General features: G+C 50.7%; 13 protein-coding genes and 1 pseudogene. 7 read left to right on the forward strand and 7 right to left on the reverse strand.

All coding sequences use genetic code 11. From position 1 onward, the window contains the following. Positions 1–253 precede the first annotated feature (253 nt). From HCU66_RS23565 to HCU66_RS23580, 4 genes are all read right to left on the reverse strand, one after another. The gene (locus HCU66_RS23565) at positions 254–1,252 is read right to left on the reverse strand and encodes an NADP-dependent oxidoreductase (RefSeq protein ID WP_205890835.1); all 999 of its coding nucleotides are present in this window, start codon (positions 1,250–1,252) and stop codon (positions 254–256) included. A 67-nt stretch (positions 1,253–1,319) separates the two neighbouring features. Further along, positions 1,320–2,189 (reverse strand): alpha/beta fold hydrolase, encoded by an 870-nt coding sequence (locus HCU66_RS23570; protein WP_205890834.1) that lies wholly within the window; start codon positions 2,187–2,189, stop codon positions 1,320–1,322. Between the two features lie 82 nt (positions 2,190–2,271). Beyond that, on the reverse strand, positions 2,272–3,060 hold the full coding sequence (locus HCU66_RS23575) for an SDR family NAD(P)-dependent oxidoreductase (RefSeq protein ID WP_205890823.1): 789 nt from the start codon (positions 3,058–3,060) through the stop codon (positions 2,272–2,274). 50 nt (positions 3,061–3,110) lie between these two features. Further along, positions 3,111–4,211: an alkene reductase gene (locus HCU66_RS23580; protein ID WP_205890824.1), complete on the reverse strand. Its 1,101-nt coding sequence runs from the start codon at positions 4,209–4,211 to the stop codon at positions 3,111–3,113. A gap of 149 nt (positions 4,212–4,360) precedes the next feature. Between HCU66_RS23580 and HCU66_RS23585 the strand changes: the two genes are divergently transcribed. Further along, positions 4,361–4,948, forward strand: coding sequence for a TetR family transcriptional regulator (locus tag HCU66_RS23585; RefSeq protein ID WP_205890825.1), 588 nt, complete (start codon positions 4,361–4,363; stop codon positions 4,946–4,948). Positions 4,949–5,304: 356 nt separating this feature from the next. Further along, complete coding sequence (locus HCU66_RS23590; RefSeq protein WP_205890826.1) at positions 5,305–5,907, forward strand: hypothetical protein; 603 nt, start codon at positions 5,305–5,307, stop codon at positions 5,905–5,907. A 396-nt stretch (positions 5,908–6,303) separates the two neighbouring features. Here the strand turns inward: HCU66_RS23590 and HCU66_RS27340 are convergent, their stop codons facing one another. Continuing rightward, the gene (locus HCU66_RS27340) at positions 6,304–6,429 is read right to left on the reverse strand and encodes a hypothetical protein (protein WP_277397074.1); all 126 of its coding nucleotides are present in this window, start codon (positions 6,427–6,429) and stop codon (positions 6,304–6,306) included. 435 nt (positions 6,430–6,864) lie between these two features. Between HCU66_RS27340 and HCU66_RS23595 the strand changes: the two genes are divergently transcribed. Both HCU66_RS23595 and HCU66_RS23600 read left to right on the forward strand, forming a co-directional pair. Further along, positions 6,865–7,080, forward strand: coding sequence for a hypothetical protein (locus tag HCU66_RS23595; RefSeq protein WP_053184852.1), 216 nt, complete (start codon positions 6,865–6,867; stop codon positions 7,078–7,080). A 196-nt stretch (positions 7,081–7,276) separates the two neighbouring features. After that, positions 7,277–7,657, forward strand: a complete 381-nt coding sequence (locus tag HCU66_RS23600) for a hypothetical protein (RefSeq protein WP_205890827.1) — start codon at positions 7,277–7,279, stop codon at positions 7,655–7,657. Between the two features lie 172 nt (positions 7,658–7,829). Here the strand turns inward: HCU66_RS23600 and HCU66_RS23605 are convergent. Beyond that, a pseudogene (locus HCU66_RS23605) lies at positions 7,830–8,449 on the reverse strand (tyrosine-type recombinase/integrase). A 254-nt stretch (positions 8,450–8,703) separates the two neighbouring features. Between HCU66_RS23605 and HCU66_RS23610 the strand changes: the two are divergent. The 3 genes from HCU66_RS23610 (at position 8,704) to HCU66_RS23620 (ending at position 13,990) form a co-directional block, all read left to right on the forward strand. Continuing rightward, positions 8,704–11,226, forward strand: a complete 2,523-nt coding sequence (locus tag HCU66_RS23610) for a hypothetical protein (protein WP_205890828.1) — start codon at positions 8,704–8,706, stop codon at positions 11,224–11,226. Between the two features lie 606 nt (positions 11,227–11,832). Continuing rightward, a complete protein-coding gene (locus tag HCU66_RS23615; RefSeq protein ID WP_205890829.1) occupies positions 11,833–13,245 on the forward strand; it encodes an AAA family ATPase in 1,413 nt (470 codons plus the stop codon). Beyond that, on the forward strand, positions 13,238–13,990 hold the full coding sequence (locus HCU66_RS23620) for a hypothetical protein (protein ID WP_205890830.1): 753 nt from the start codon (positions 13,238–13,240) through the stop codon (positions 13,988–13,990). The genes HCU66_RS23615 and HCU66_RS23620 overlap by 8 nt, the downstream gene beginning before the upstream one ends. 419 nt (positions 13,991–14,409) lie before the next feature. On the opposite strand, the gene HCU66_RS23625 is transcribed toward HCU66_RS23620, so the two are convergent. Next, positions 14,410–14,976, reverse strand: a complete 567-nt coding sequence (locus HCU66_RS23625; RefSeq protein WP_205890831.1) for a hypothetical protein — start codon at positions 14,974–14,976, stop codon at positions 14,410–14,412. Between the last annotated feature and the right edge of the window lie 483 nt (positions 14,977–15,459).

Below are 15,459 nucleotides of genomic sequence, written 5' to 3' on the forward strand. Positions count from 1 at the left end.
TGGGGATTCGGCCCATTTGTCGGTGATTGTGATAGTTGGAGCGAGCGATACTCGCCCCCAACCATGCAACCCGTTTCGCCCTATGGCTCAAGCATGAAACTGCGCCAAACGATAACGGGCGGTTCAACCCGCGCAACATCCGGTTGAAGCGCTTGCTGTTCCTGCACCTCTGGCGAAATCACTTCGGATGATGACCGCTTAAGCAGTAAAAGCTGTGCAACTTCTACGGTCGATTCATGAGTAGGCGGCGAGGTCATTTGAGCGAAACAACGACCTTGCCCTTGGCTCGTCCCTGCTCAACGTACTTCAATGCCTCTGCCGTTGATTCAAAGGTGAAGGAACGATCAACCACAGGTTTGATGATTCCGTCCTCAACGAGCGCGGTGATATGTTGCAGTTGAGCGCCATTGGCCCGCATGAACACGAACGCATAGCTGACGTCCTGCTTGCGCGCTTTGCGACGAATGCCAAGGCTCAGCAGGCGCATGACTTGCTGCAATGGCCAAGACAACCTTTGCTCCTGCGCGAACTGTGCAGTGGGTGGCCCTGAGATGGAAATGAGTTGGCCACCGGGTTTTAGGACCGTGAGTGACTTCTCCAGCACGTCGGCGCCGAGGCTGTTCAGCACCACGTCGTAGTCATGCAGGACACTTTCGAAGTTCTGATGTGTGTAGTCGATCACCAGATCGGCCCCCAACGCCTTGACCCATTCGACATTAGCGGTGCTGGTGGTTGTGGCGACAAACGCACCGAGGTGTTTGGCAAGCTGAATAGCAATGGTGCCGACGCCGCCGGAACCAGCGTGAATCAGCACTTTTTGGCCCTTTTGCAGTCGAGCGGTTTCAACCAGTACTTGCCAGGCAGTCAGTGCAACCAAGGGGAGGGACGCGGCTTGGGCCATGTTGGTATTGGCAGGTTTCAGGGCGACCGCGTTTTCGTTCACGGCGATCAATTGGGCGAACGTCCCGATCCGCGCTTCGGGCGGGCGAGCGTATACCTCGTCTCCCGGTTTGAAGCGTGTCACCTTCGAGCCGACTTCAACCACGACACCCGCCAGGTCATTGCCCAGTATCAACGGAAATGAGTAGGGCAGGATCAGCTTGAAGTCGCCTTTGCTGATCTTCGAATCCAGCACGTTGACACTGCTCGCATGTACCTCGATCAAGACGTCGTGGGCACCGATTGCGGGGGCGGGCGCTTCGCCAATGCGCCCGGGGTTCTTGCCATAGCGATCAATTAGAAATGCTTTCATCGTGGTGCGGCTCTTGCTTGTTGTAAGGAGGGTAGCCGGTGCGTTGCGGTGTTGCTGCGTGACGTGGTCAAGCATCGAGGAACGCCTGCGCCTTTGCCACAAAGTCAGCGTGATGTTGGAAAATGCCGCCGTGCCCGGCATCCTCATAAATCACCAACTGTGCGTTCGGGATAAGCTTGGCCAGCTCAAACGAGTTAACGCTGGGCACTATGATGTCGTTGTCGCCGTTGACGATCAGCGTCGGCGTCCGCAAGCGTCCGAGCTCTTGCCGCGGTTGTTTGCCCCACGCGGTGATGGCTTCCAACTGCCGCAGGAAAGCGCGGGGCGTCGGGCCCTTGTCGCGATTTTTCTTGCGTGCTTTGAGGCGTCGTAAATACTGCGAGGCGGACCGTCGTCCATTGGCCGTCGAAGTGAAGAAAAGGTAGAACTTGGGATCGCGCAGGGTCAGCAAGCCTTTGAGGATCAATGGCCACGACACCGTGCCGACCTTGTCGATACCGGTGCCGCCCGCCGGTCCGGTGCCGGTCAGTATCAAACGGCGCACCAAATTAGGCGCCTTCAGTGCGATGTCCTGAGCGACGAAACCACCGAGGGAGAAACCGAGCACATCAACGGTTTTCAGCCCCAGCGCCTGGATCAGTTGGATGGCATCGTCGGCCATTTCACCAACCGTCAGTGGGGCAGTTCCAGCAGAGCTGCCGATGCCGCGATAGTCGGTGGTAATGACGCGTCTGGTTTGCGCCAGGCCATCGATGATCGCGGGGTCGAAGTTGTCCAGCACCGCGCCCCAATGATTGAACAGTACGAGGGGCACACCGGTTGCGTGGCCGGTGTCGCGATAGGCAAAGCGAACGCCGTTGACCGTGATTGACTGGTTCGCCGCGTTGATGAACGACGTCGGCGAACCCGAGGGGGAATTTGTCTGCGTTGAATTCATTGTTACTCCGGACAGCGGGCTGGATTCGATTCGGTGCCATGCGCCTGCATCGAATCCGCCGCGAATGCTCGCTACCAAAAAATCAATGTGGAGTCTGGTAGCGCTGGGCAACTGCCGACTGGCGGATTTGCCCCAGCAGGCTCTGACGTGCGCTCTGCAGCTCATCCCAGCGCTGCGCTTCTTGCAGCGGCGGGATGGTCACGGGTTCGCCGCGGTCGAAAGCGACCAGAGCGGCATCCACCAGATCACCCACTTCCATGATTTCGTTCAAGGTGTTGATGTCGATGCCGGAGCGATCCCAGATCTCCGTGCGGGTGGCGGCGGGCAATACAGCCTGCACGTAGACACCCTGAGGCGAAAGCTCCAGGCTAAGGCCCTGGGAAAGGAACAGCACAAAGGCTTTGGTCGCACCGTAGACCGTCATGCCGAACTCCGGCGCCAGGCCCACCACCGAACCGATGTTGATGATCGCACCTGCTCCCGCCTTCGCCAGGCGTGGAGCAATGGCGCTGGCGAGCCGCACCAGTGCTGTGGTGTTGAGGGCGACCAGTTGCGCAACGCTGTCGGTACTTTGATCGACGAAGTTACCGGACAGCGCGGCGCCGGCATTATTGACGAGAATGCCGATGCGAGCGTCGTCTCGCAGGCGCCTTTCAACGGTGGTTAGATCGTCGAGTTGGGTCAGATCCGCTGGAATGACATCAATGGCGACGTCGTATTGGCTGCGCAACCGGGTTGCCAGAGCGTCCAGACGAGCCTGGTCGCGTGCGACCAGCACCAGATCGTGGCCACGTTGCGCGAAGCGCTCGGCGTAGACGGCGCCAATGCCGGTAGAGGCGCCAGTGATGAGAACAGTAGGGCGAGTGCTCATGGGTTCATCTCTTCAGGATATGAGAAACAGAAAGTGCGATCACTGATTGCTCAGCTCGTGGTCATGCTGGATTCAGCCAGCGTCGGGTAGTCGATGTAGCCCGCCGCGCCGCCGCCATAAAGGGTGGCGGGATTGAAGGCGGACAACGGCGCGCCACTCTTGAGGCGCTCCACCAGGTCCGGGTTGCCAATGAACGGGCGACCGAAGGCGATCAGATCGGCCTGGTCTTTGGCGAGCCTTGCCGTCGCGAGGTTCAGGTCATAGCCGTTGTTGGCGATATAGGTGTTTTTGAAACGCTGGCGCAGGGCGCCGAAATCGAAGGGTGCCACGTCGCGCTGGCCGCCGGTCGCGCCTTCGACCACGTGCAGATAAACCACACCGAGGGCGTCGAGTTGCTCGACGACGTAATCGAATTGCGCCTGCGGATCGCTGCTGGATACGCCGTTAGCCGGCGACACTGGAGACAGGCGCACGCCGGTGCGATCCGCTCCGATCTCATTGACGACAGCCGCCGTCACTTCGAGCAACAGACGCGCACGATTTTCAATCGAACCGCCGTAAGCATCGGTCCGCAGATTGGCGTTGTCCTTGAGGAATTGATCCAGCAAATAGCCGTTTGCACCGTGAATCTCCACGCCATCGAACCCGGCAGCGACCGCGTTAGCTGCGGCCTGGCGGAAATCGGAGACGATCTCCGGCAGTTCGCTGATTTCCAGCGCGCGGGGCTCGGAGACGTCTTCAAAGCGATTGTTGACGAACACTTTGGTAGCGGCACGCAGCGCAGAAGGGGCCACCGGTGCGGCGCCGTTTTCTTGCAGATCAACGTGTGAGACGCGGCCGACATGCCACAGCTGCAGGAAGATTTTTCCGTCCTTGGCGTGGACGGCATCGGTGACTGTACGCCAGCCGTCTATCTGCGCCTGCGTGTAGATCCCGGGGGTGTCCTGATACCCCTGGCCCTGTCGGGAAATCTGCGTGGCTTCGCTGATCAGCAGGCCGGCGCTGGCGCGTTGGCTGTAATAGGCGGCCGCGAATTCGCTGGGGACAAAGCCCTGGCCTGCGCGGTTGCGTGTCAGCGGTGCGAGAACTACGCGGTTCGACAGCGCCAGGCTACCAAGGGTGTAAGGTGTGAACAGATTCTGGTTGGTCATCTGGAGTTTCTTCCGTGGCCGTTGATGGAGATCGGTGGTGTGTTGAATTAGGATGATGATAGTAATCTAAACTGTCAACGGTTTTGATTATGACCAGCATCTATGTATGATTGGGCGCATGATTTCCCGGTAAACACGAGGTATTGCATGTGAGAGTGACCAAGGCCCAGGCGCAGGCCAATCGAGAACACATCGTTGAAACGGCCTCACAGCTGTTCCGTGAGCGTGGCTTTGACGGCGTCGGTGTGGCGGATCTCATGGCGGCTGCCGGTTTCACCCATGGAGGCTTCTACAAGCATTTCGGTTCGAAGGCCGACCTGATGGTCGAAGCCTCTGCCTGCAGTCTTGGCAAATCGTTGACAACCGCCCAAGCGCTCGATGTTCCCGGTTTCATCAACGTTTATGTGAACAGAGAACATCGCGACGGACGCGGCAGCGGTTGCACTATGGCCGCACTGTGTGGCGACGCGGCGCGTCAGTCGGACGATGTGAAAGCAACGTTTGCCGAAGGAATTGAACACACTCTGCGGACGTTAGGAGAGAAATACCCGACAGGAACGGATGCTGAGGCGGGTGAGGGGAGAAAGAAAATGATCGACCTGCTGTCGCGGGCCGTCGGCGCGATTATTTTGTCGCGTGCCTGCCCGGATGACTCCGCAATTGCTGATGAAATCCTTGAGGTGTGCCGCGCTGAAATGGTTGCTTCATTGCCGGTCGATGACGCGGAGCCTGTGTAGAGAGGGCACTCATTAAAAGCGTAGTTTCGTTAGAAGTGCGATGCTGATCGCTCGGACCAGAAAGTCAATTTGAGTCCAAAATTGTGGGTCACGAATGACTGCTCTCGGCCAAAAGCAGCCAGTGGACAGGATGATAGCAAATCAGTAGCGTTGCTTGGGCTGCTACCGAAACCAATCGGGCAGCCTGGGCTTGCCGTCCATGTCGCGTTTTTCCTCGAATAGTGTCGCGTTTGCAGTGACCACTTCCAGGAAAAAAAGGGCTTACAGGATGACAAGGAACGTTATACGACATGCCATTGCGACAGAAAACGCGACATGGCATGTCGCCCAATTGTAGTTATTGGCAGGAGCTAAGCATGGAGAAAGTGTCGCTGAATAGACAGCAACTTGAAGAGCTAGTTTCAAGCAATGTCAGTTTTTTCGGGTTGGATATCTCTAGGTTTAGCATGGTCTTCCTTGCTCAAACTATCCAAATGAATGTAAAGCGAGTTATTAATATCCACCAAATGATGGATGAAATTAGACACCTAGAAGGTCTAGGCGCTAAAACACAAACAAAGAAAGCCACGGTCTTTAATAAAGAACCTCTAAAAGGATTGATGAAAACTCATTTCACCGATGCCTCCTTCATTCTAAAAAATATTGGCATTCATATGGGATTGGATAATGGAGGTGGAAAAAAATTAGACAAGTTAATTCAGGAGGCATTTGACAAGAACACGTCAGGTGTAGTTGACGACGAATTTATCAGTCACATTTCAACCGGAATTACTTTCGGCGCACTGAAAGAGCGAGCGAGGAAGCAGAAATTGACTGGTGAGTGGATTGTTTTTCAAGAACATGAAGAAAAAAATTACTATCTCACACTGGCCGCACATAATGAGGGCGATAGCCTTATTTATAAAAGAGTGTGCGATTGCTATGAGTTGGACTACCCTTTTCTGCGCAAAAGCGCTTAACAAGGGGGGGAGCGTTCGGCCTCGGCTCAAACCCGCAGCCTAACAAACGGTTCAAACCGTTCGCTGTGCTCTCTGGGACGGGCTAAAGCCCGCCTTTAACCTGAACGTTAGAATCACTAGCAAAGGAGTGTTGTGCTTGCTAAATCGCCTAATCAGTTTAATAGTCCGCCAATGTATAAGGCTTTTCTTCTTCACAATATGGTCACTGGGCGCAACAATCTTTTTTAGCGCGCTCTACCACTACCTTATACGCAACGATTTTCTCTACCTAGCAACATTATGTTTCCCAATTCTGGCAATTTTGTTTGGGTTTTCCGCTCTGCTCTACAATAGATCTAGAGCATTTCAGCCAGGCCCCGCTCAGCGTCGATCTTTATACGCTGCAGAAAGAGCTCTTCAGGCAACAATTTTGTTTGTCTTAGGGTTGGCTAGTGGCGCAATTATTGCCACCATCATGTGGCAATTCAAAGGCAACACACCAAATACTCCAGAATCACCTATCTTACTAATGATCTTCTTCATTCCAATCATACTCGTGCTTTTTTCCTTTAGCGCTTTTTTCTTTTCTATTAGGGCAATATCACATCGCATGGTCAGGTTTGTACATACCCGAGAGCTGCTTAGGAAAATCAGGTGAGCGCTTCTAACAATGGACACTCTCGGCAACCTGGTAAACGGACTTGGCCAAATCAACTGTAATACGCTTTATGGCAGCTCTCCCGGCGATCTTCGCGAACTGTTCAGTTCGCAGAAGTGTGGCGTAAGGAGAGTCCATTACAGCATTCAAGGCCGACGCATCGGCGCAGCCTTAACTCCAACGTTATGAATGTCTGCAAAGGGGCGAAAGTAGCCGGTGACAGCTTCATCAATTGACCATACTCCAATCAACCTATTACAGGTTCCAATTGGGGGCACTGTCGCTGCTATGCTTGAGCTTTCTCGAAAGGAATCGACACCATGCCAAGCGATTATTCACTGTCGGATGTACTGGAAAGGCTGTTCGAAAATCAGCAGGCCTTAGAGGCGGCCATTATGGAGTTGACCCTGCTGATTGAGGAGCAAGGGGCACAGGAAGTGGGCGGAAATGTCCGTGGTGCACTGTGGACCATGGGTGAAAACGCCGGTCATATCAAACAAGGCCTGGCTCGATTGAAGAAATTGGACATCGGCTAGGTGCAACACCTTTGCCAAGGCTGCCTGAATCCGACTCCAAAGTGCCTATGGGCGCATCGTTCGAGGGTTCTGACGACGATCAGACGCTTGATGCCAAAAAGAGGCGGAGAGTTGATTCTGGCAAACGATGAGCAGACATTTTTTTGCGATTTACTCTGATACGCTGCTGAAGCACTCGTTTACAGGAGTTGTTCGCATGATTGGCAAGTTAATTTCGACGGGGTTCAGTTTGGCCACCTTGCCCGCCCGCCTGACTTTTCGCAGCGTCCGCGCCTTGGCCATGACGCCTGCCGAAGCCAGCCGCCTGCTGGTGGACATGCGTCAGGCATCGGATCAGGCGGTGCAGGAACTCCAGGGGCTGTTGGCCAACGTCGATGCGGACATGACCCACAAAACGGCGCACCTCAGTGCTGCCGACAAGCGCCTGGCAGCCGAACTGGCCCTGCACGCCGCCGAACAACACCTGAACATGGCCGCGATCAACATTCTGCGGGCCGTCTGGCTGACGCTTCACTCGACGCCGAACTTGCCGCCAAGCGAGCTTGATAAGCGGCTTGAACAGACACGTAACGACTAACAGACCGTCCGGCGGATTGGTCGATCCGAGCGAGAAATGGGAGCTCAGCATCCTTGAATCGGCGCTTCATGTGCAGGTGGGGTTTATGGAGCGCTTACAATTCGGTTAGTCAGTCCGGTTCACCTCACTGGCAGCTATTGGCGACAGTTTAGTTGCGACCATCGCAGAGGAATTACACCTCCGTCTGTTCAGCCATTTCTAGGGCATCATCGACCTCGATACCCAGGTATCTGACAGTGCTTTCAAGCTTCGTATGACCAAGCAGGAGTTGCACAGCTCTCAGGTTCTTCGTCCTGCGATAGATCAGCGATGCCTTGGTTCGCCGGAGCGTGTGAGTACCGTACATGGTTGGGTCAAGGCCAATGGTTGTCACCCACGCTTTGACTATTCGAGCGTATTGCCTGGTGGATAGATGGTCTGAGCCGTGCAACCGGGTCGGAAACAAGAAGTCCTCGCTGCGGAGGCGGGCCTGATGCATCCAAGCCTCCAGAACTGTTCGGGTTTGCTCTGTGATTTCAAATTGCACTGGGTGCTGGGTTTTCTGCTGCATCACAATGGCCCGTGACGACACATGTTCCCCATGGGCTATGTCTCGGACTCGTAGCTTGGTTAAGTCACAGGCACGCAGCTTGCTGTCGATGGCCAGGTTGAAGAGAGCCAGATCCCGTGTTTTTCCGCGAGTTGGAGTCTTACCCGAATGGCCCAGATATCTCTGACTCGGAGCGGGGCTTTCTGTCCGACTAGCTTTCCCTTGTTCCAAGGTTGATGACTATATGTAGCAATGATCTTCATGGTTTGTCCTCCACGTTGAGGGAGGACAAGGGTGGATCAGTCACGGTGCGTGGTGGTCGCTAACCGACCCAAAGCTGACAGTCGCGATAGGAATATGTCTACTTCGATGTTGATTGTCGTCTGGGCAGATTTGTTGAAGCGATTGGTGTAAATTTCACACACGAATGCACGATAGAAATAGCTGTTTCGCAAACTAAGAAAACAGCTATCAACTAATGCGATTGATTGCTTAAATGTCAAGTGAGACATGCGAAATGGAATTTTCTGAGATCTTCAACTCTATACTTCAGTTCGGCAGCAAGGCTAGTCAAACGATCGAGAGTTTTAAATATTGGACAATGACTGCCGCGCAAGCAGCAATCACAGAGGAAAAAAGTGCAGTTTGGGTGACATTGATAACTGATATAATTACCATCGCCGCAGCCTTGGGTGCACTTGCGCTTCCAATATCTTTAAATGTAATCGATGCAACCAGAACACGCTACAGAAGCCCCTCGCTGCTAAAAATAACTTCTTCACTTTCCGGTATAGATGCTAAAAGGCTAAATCGACAACTGTTCACGGTTTTAGCCGCTTCTCTCATGGCTAAATTGCTTATTTCAATTCGGCTGTTTGATTTGATTTTGTTAGTGCCGTATTTATGCGCGCTAACAGCCTGGTTCGGCTTTGTGGTGTGTCAGGTGTATCGGCACCTTAAGTTTACGTACACTTTCATGTCGAACATAGAAGAGATACACGGGCGTATATATCGGAGTATCAATAATTACGCACAGGCGAGCTTTCTGCGATCTGATGGTGAGCAGGGCCTATCTTTCTCTAACTTTCTAAGAATAAAAAAGCTATTTTATAACAAGGTGGGAGTTCAGGATAATATCGCTGCCTTGATAGAGCTAGAGTCCTATTTGCTCTGCACTGATCCGTCCAAAGTCGACTTAGATAGCCGAATCAAGAATATCTCTTACAAGGCCTTTAGCGATCTAGACAACTATGAAGCAAATGAGTATGCGCGTCATTTGCTGGCGTCTCTCCCCTCGGCCTTGGCGGCGGTTGAAGTTTCCAGGGAGGTCGATGTTTACCAAGCCATAGCTGGGTTCTATTTGTATCTTGCCATGAAGGCGATTCTCTCTAAAGAAGAATATAGATCACAGATTGGAGTTATTGAAAGAATCGCGAGATTCAGAGAGGATAAGCTCCCATCGTATGGCCGCTTCTGCCGAAATGGTCGTCTGTTTCTTAGTTTTGCTAATAAAGCAAAGTCTAGCAATGAGGCTTATACATATTTGCAAGAGCATTTTAATTTTCTGATTGAGACCTCTGTTCGTGAGCAGCCGGCAAATATTCCTGAGCTTTTGAGTAATGTACGTCAAGTAATTCAATTTAAGAGCAATTATCACGAAAGCGGATGGGGTCTCCCTGAAGAAGTTTCAGAGTTGTGGGGGTGCGCATGCATGCCTGAGTTCGATAAAGACGTTGCTGACACGTATGCTGGACGAACAACCGTAGACAAGCTTAATAAGAAAGTTGAGACTAAGTATAAGCCAGAGATGCAAGCATATCTCCAAGTAAAAATCTCGGATAAGGCGCTACTCAAGGAGAAGTTTGAGGCTATAGATATGGCCCTAGATAAGTGCTGGAAAGGTATAGCATTAAAAAGGTTTTCTAGCGAAATAGAAATAGCAACTTTGAGAGCTTTAGCTGCATTGTTATCTACGCATCCTGAAATAGTCGTCGAGTGTAGAGAGCTACGCAATCCAGCCGGATCGCGTTCATTTAATGTCGGTCACTCTCCAGTTCCGACATCTTTGGGGGAGTGCATCGAAGCATTTTTATCTGCGAAAAATTTTGGTGATTTTTACGGGCTTCGCAATGACCTTCAGGAATATAAAATAGTAGATGCCATAGGGGCTCTTATAGTCTACGAGCTTTGGAATATTTACATTCTCCGTGCAACTGGCGCGACCATTAAGCCGGAAATGTCTACGCCAGCAATTCCAAATAGCTTGCTGGGTGAGCTGAAGGCTGCATCTCAAAGAGTACCCTTGCTAAAAACGTCGCTGCTTAAAACCTTGGCCAACGTTAGATTTATAGACAGACTTGGAGTCTTGTCAGAGCAAGCATTAAGTTTGCGGGAATATGCTTGTAAGTTTTGCGACTTGTTGAGTGCAGCGCTTGAACAAAAGATTAAGTCTCAGATTGCCAGTCAGAGCTTGGACGTTGCATCATTAGACAGATTTAAGCGTGAGGTTACTGAAGAACTCGGCTCGTCCGTGAGAAAATATGCCTTATTCAGAAGGCTCACAATAGCTCAAGTTCAGCCTATAGTTTCGCATATAAGTCTACCGCGCGAAGCTTTTCTTTCGGGCACCGACACTCATTACGTTTTTGATACGTACGGTTCAAATTTAGCACAGGAAGTTCACAGCTGGTTGAGCGGGCAGATACTATTCTACAATCACCGAACTGAAAACTCGGAAGCTACACTCCCTACTCGTAAGGCTGAATGGATGATTTGCTCTTCTCGTGCGCTTAAAAAATTTCTCTCAGTCGGATTTACGACTTCAGGTCGATATATTACGTGGCCCGACGGAAAAGGCAGAATGAAATTCTTCGAGATAAATTGTGATAGCTCTGGGTATTATCTGGTTTTATCAGGTGAAAGCCTACTTACGGCAAGCTATGCACATCTAGAAAACGGGCTGCCTATAGCCATTAACTTTACCGACAAAGGTGAAAGTGTCAGCGTTAAAATTGAATATTTCGTTAACGCGCAACGCTGACGCTTAATATTGACCTCCATGGCCATTCAGAAAGCCTTTTAGGATATACATTATGATGCCGAGTGCGAGACCTTGCCTCTGACATGAGTCCGTCTCCATTTTTCAGCTGTCGTCAGTGACTGCTTTTGGCCGGTTTCTGCCCCTTAGGGAGGGTCTAAAACGTCAGCTTGATGCCGCCGCACTGTGGAAGGAGGGATCGCCCGCGATGGCGGTTTAGCTGAGCTCAAACAGCGTATGTATGACTGGAATTAAAGGTTAGGTTCGGCGTTACGAATAACGCCGTTTATGTCAAACAGGCCCCCACACTCAAGCCGAGGGTGGGGGCCTTTTTTATCGGACACGGCAACCAGGCACACCTATCATGGTCTACCCAGCCCCTCCTCACTGGTTAGACTCCGTGACTGCGACAGGCAACTACCGCCCCCTTACGGTCAGTCGCATTGGCTGGAGAAGCAATGGAGGACAGAAGGAGCCGATTGATCGGTGATGGGGATTTCCACAGTAAAGCGTTCTATCTCACTCCATGTAGATTTCTGCTGGGGGAGGTCGTAGGCTCTGCTAAAAATTCAATATGGCGAATACAGCCATGCGCAGGGAGCATCATCGTTGGAAATTCTTGGCGTTAGGACGGAGCGAGTTTGGCTGGAACTGGACGAGAGTTCAGATCAAAGAAGCAATCGTGTTGACCTACTAACAGGCCCAAATGGGTCCGGAAAATCTGAGATTCTCAGCTTCCTTGCAAATACATTCCGAAAGCCTAAATCAAGACCGGAAAAAGGGCAGATCTCATGGAAGTATAAAGGCTTTCATCTTATCGAGGATGGCGGGATAAATCCATATGAGCCAACTCGTGTAATTGCACAAACATATAGTCCTTTTAATAGATTTCCGCCACCCATCGATCATGACTCGTCACTTACCAGCTTGTATTCTGAAGGCGATGCATCTGACTCTATATATATTTGCGCGGGGCTGCATAAATCTACGCGCCTAGTGAGTTCGAGTTTATCTAAAAATACATTAGAGCAAGCAATTTACCGACTAAGCGAGTCATTGGAAAGCGTGAGCTCCATACTTAGAGTAATGACAAATCTAGGCCTACTAGATCGAATTTATTTCACTTATGAAGCAAGAATCGGGCTTCGCTCCATTATCGATGCGAATCGCAAAGGTCAGCTGACTGAGTATCTCGAAGGCAGAAAGCGCTACGCTGATCGCCAAAAAATAAATCGCTCTGGATTGGATAAAGAGCTAACAAAAGTAAGTGTTACCGACTTGGCTGCTCTAATAACCGAATCTATGAAGATTATAGGCATTGATATAGAGTCCAGGTCAATACGACATGGTATAGGCTCTATTAAATCCAGCGGTCGCTACGATTTTGCAATATTCCAATCTTTGTCTCTGTTACGGCGATTAGATTTATTAATGTTGAGAAAATGCGAGCTAACCACCCTAGAAGGCAATGAATTCGACGTTGCCGATGCTAGCTCTGGCCAGCAGCAAATGCTTTGTTCGGTAATAGGCTTGGCAACGGCACTTAAGAATGGGAGTCTTGTGCTTATTGATGAGCCTGAATTGAGTCTACACCCTCGCTGGCAGCAGCTTTACCTTGAAAATCTCTTCGCCACTTTAGAACCGTTTCATAGCTGTCATATATTAATAGCCACCCATTCTCCGTTGATTGTTCAGCGTGGCCAGGCCCTAGGGGCAGGTATCACGCAGGTCATGCGTAAAGCAGTATCACAATCTGTGGGCCAAGATGTGACTTCAGTTGAGGCCACACTGCAGGATGTATTTAATACACCTGTTTTTAAAAGCGTGCATTTGGCAAATGAGATATTTTCTTTAATCACCGACGGCGAAGCTGGAAGTAAGTCAGCTCGACAAAGCTCGCTTGCCGAGCTCGAAAAATTGCGAAAACTTTACGCTGACAATGACTTTCCTGACGATAAGTCCCTTGCTCTTATTAGTGATGCTATCGACCTGCTAAGCATGGACATGGAAAAAGATGCCTAACATTCGCGCAAAGGCAGATGTGCTCGGAGTTATAAATAAAATCACCGCTGAAGAGCATGAGCAGTTGAAGCGCGACGGCTTGGCTAATAAAAAGCACTGGGGCATTAAGGAGGGCGAGTCTGCAAGGGTAGTTGCTACATTTAAGAAGGAAGTAAAAAAATACTATTATCATCGCCAGGCTCGTAGGTGCTGTTATTGCAGCAAGGAACTCGACCCTCATAACGGTTCATTTGATGCGGAGCATATTTTAGACAAGGATACTTATCCGCAATTTATGTTCTCACTTGAAAACATTGCAGCCGTGTGTAAGACGTGTAATGGCGCGAAGAGCAGCAAGAACGTTATCGCTCCTGGTGTAGATGTTGCGAGCGTCCCGGCAGATTCCCGTCATTATTTGCTGGTTCACCCCCACAAAGATGAGTGGAATGATTATCTAGATTATGATCGGATTGGTCGAATAGTTGCGAAACCACAGCAATCTAAAGGTGTAGAGACAATAAGCATATGCGGAATAAAATATTTAAATGCGGCCCGTTTAGCTGACCACTTTCTTCCGGCAGACAACGAAGCGGCAGAAAAAGCGTTAGATAGTTTTTTCCGCGTAAATAGCAGAGCATGGAAATTGAAGCATATAAGAACTTTGAAAACGATGGCTGATGAATTCAACTTAGCTCAGGCTCGTGCAATAGTCGAGATTCTTGAGTTGGAAATGGAGCAGATCCAATTAGGGGACAACGTCGAATAATTGCTAGTTTTAAGCATATGCTGAGTAAGCGACGCCACTTGTGTGATTGCACAGGCACGCGGCTGCGGTGGGGTGGATTGACGGCGCCCCATCCATAACCTATATAAATACGCTTAAGAACACGTTTGACAGTTGAACTGGAGCAAAAGCGTGCAACATGCAAAGTCCTGATCTGCTGATTATCCGGCTCCAAGCCTCGCCTTTACGCCGTAATGTCGATGTAGGGCACCGGCCGTCATACGCTTGAAAACTTCACCAGTGCCAGTCATTCCCGAGGTGGTAGGCGAAGATTGATAGTTAAGAAGTCAGGAGCCCCCTTCACCTAATTGAACCTCTACGTTCAAGCTTTCAGAGACCCGGCGAGTGAGCCGGGTTTCCACTAGTGGCTAGACCGGATCAAATTCGGGATGGTTCTCGTNCTAGACCGGATCAAATTCGGGATGGTTCTCGTCAATCTTTTCATCCGCCGCACCCACCATCTGGTCGACCCATTGCCTGCAATGGGCATCTATCGCGTTACAAATTTCGAAAAGCGGGCTAGTACCCAGCACTCCTGGATCGTTTTTTTCGTAAATGTAACGCCATTCAACAAAGACTTTGTCGTAGCGCCGCAAGCCTTCCGCGATATCGCCCCGATAACCTTCTGCCTTTGCGAAGCTTTTGATGGATTCCTTAGTATCGTCTGGTAGCTTCTCGTATAACTTACTGAGATGGTGCCCTTGACCTCCGGGCTTAATAACAAGACTCTCGTCTCGTCCCGCTGAGACAACCTCGCCGTCTTTCTCATCCAGAATGTAAGTCATAGTCGCATTAAGCGACTTAAGGAAAATTTCGGTTGCCAGGCAGATGTTTATCATGCCCGGAACGAATAGGTTATTTTGTTTAGAGTCAATCAGATTTCTTCCAGCTTCACCAAATGCTAGTCCTTGGTAATAGATTGTACCTAGGCAGTGGAAAGTGATCACGCGCTTATATACTGACTTCACTATTTAATCCTTTTATCTTCTCAGATGGGCCTAGCGGCCGCCTAATTTGCCTGCTTGGCATTCATGATGACTGGAACACATATCTGTGCTCAAACAGCGTTGTGGAGCAAGCATGATGGCATGTCATGATATTTCTGAGGGGGGAGCGACGAAAAAATTACGAATGGCGTAAAATGGGTAATTGCACTCCACCTGACTACCCATTTGCATTCGACTTAACCAGTCGTTTGATTCGTCCCTAGCTCCATCGATTCTCCTGAGGGTCCGCTTCTGGCCGATTCTGTTGAAAAAGTCGGATTTTCTGCTCGACTGAACTCACGCACGATCACCACCGGAGAACCTACTCACCACATTGAGTGGTTTTTCGGCCCTTCGTTGATCTTTGCTGCTCAGTTAGTGGGTTAGTTTGAGGTTTTTGCTTAGTGCAGGCGCACCTATCCCGTGACCGGTGGACCTTGAGAGGTAAATTTGGCCAGCCGGCGC

The organism is Pseudomonas frederiksbergensis (assembly GCF_017114915.1).
GTDB classification, from domain to species: domain Bacteria; phylum Pseudomonadota; class Gammaproteobacteria; order Pseudomonadales; family Pseudomonadaceae; genus Aquipseudomonas; species Aquipseudomonas frederiksbergensis_I.

Bases quoted from the DNA above. Each gene is read 5' to 3' on its own strand.
- HCU66_RS23575 (WP_205890823.1), bottom strand. From the start codon at position 3,060: ATGAGCACTCGCCCTACTGTTCTCATCACTGGCGCCTCTACCGGCATT.
- HCU66_RS23610 (WP_205890828.1), top strand. From the start codon at position 8,704: ATGGAATTTTCTGAGATCTTCAACTCTATACTTCAGTTCGGCAGCAAG.
- HCU66_RS23595 (WP_053184852.1), top strand. From the start codon at position 6,865: ATGCCAAGCGATTATTCACTGTCGGATGTACTGGAAAGGCTGTTCGAA.
- HCU66_RS27340 (WP_277397074.1), bottom strand. From the start codon at position 6,429: ATGAAGAAGATCATTAGTAAGATAGGTGATTCTGGAGTATTTGGTGTG.
- HCU66_RS23590 (WP_205890826.1), top strand. From the start codon at position 5,305: ATGGAGAAAGTGTCGCTGAATAGACAGCAACTTGAAGAGCTAGTTTCA.
- HCU66_RS23580 (WP_205890824.1), bottom strand. From the start codon at position 4,211: ATGACCAACCAGAATCTGTTCACACCTTACACCCTTGGTAGCCTGGCG.
- HCU66_RS23620 (WP_205890830.1), top strand. From the start codon at position 13,238: ATGCCTAACATTCGCGCAAAGGCAGATGTGCTCGGAGTTATAAATAAA.
- HCU66_RS23565 (WP_205890835.1), bottom strand. From the start codon at position 1,252: ATGAAAGCATTTCTAATTGATCGCTATGGCAAGAACCCCGGGCGCATT.
- HCU66_RS23570 (WP_205890834.1), bottom strand. From the start codon at position 2,189: ATGAATTCAACGCAGACAAATTCCCCCTCGGGTTCGCCGACGTCGTTC.
- HCU66_RS23600 (WP_205890827.1), top strand. From the start codon at position 7,277: ATGATTGGCAAGTTAATTTCGACGGGGTTCAGTTTGGCCACCTTGCCC.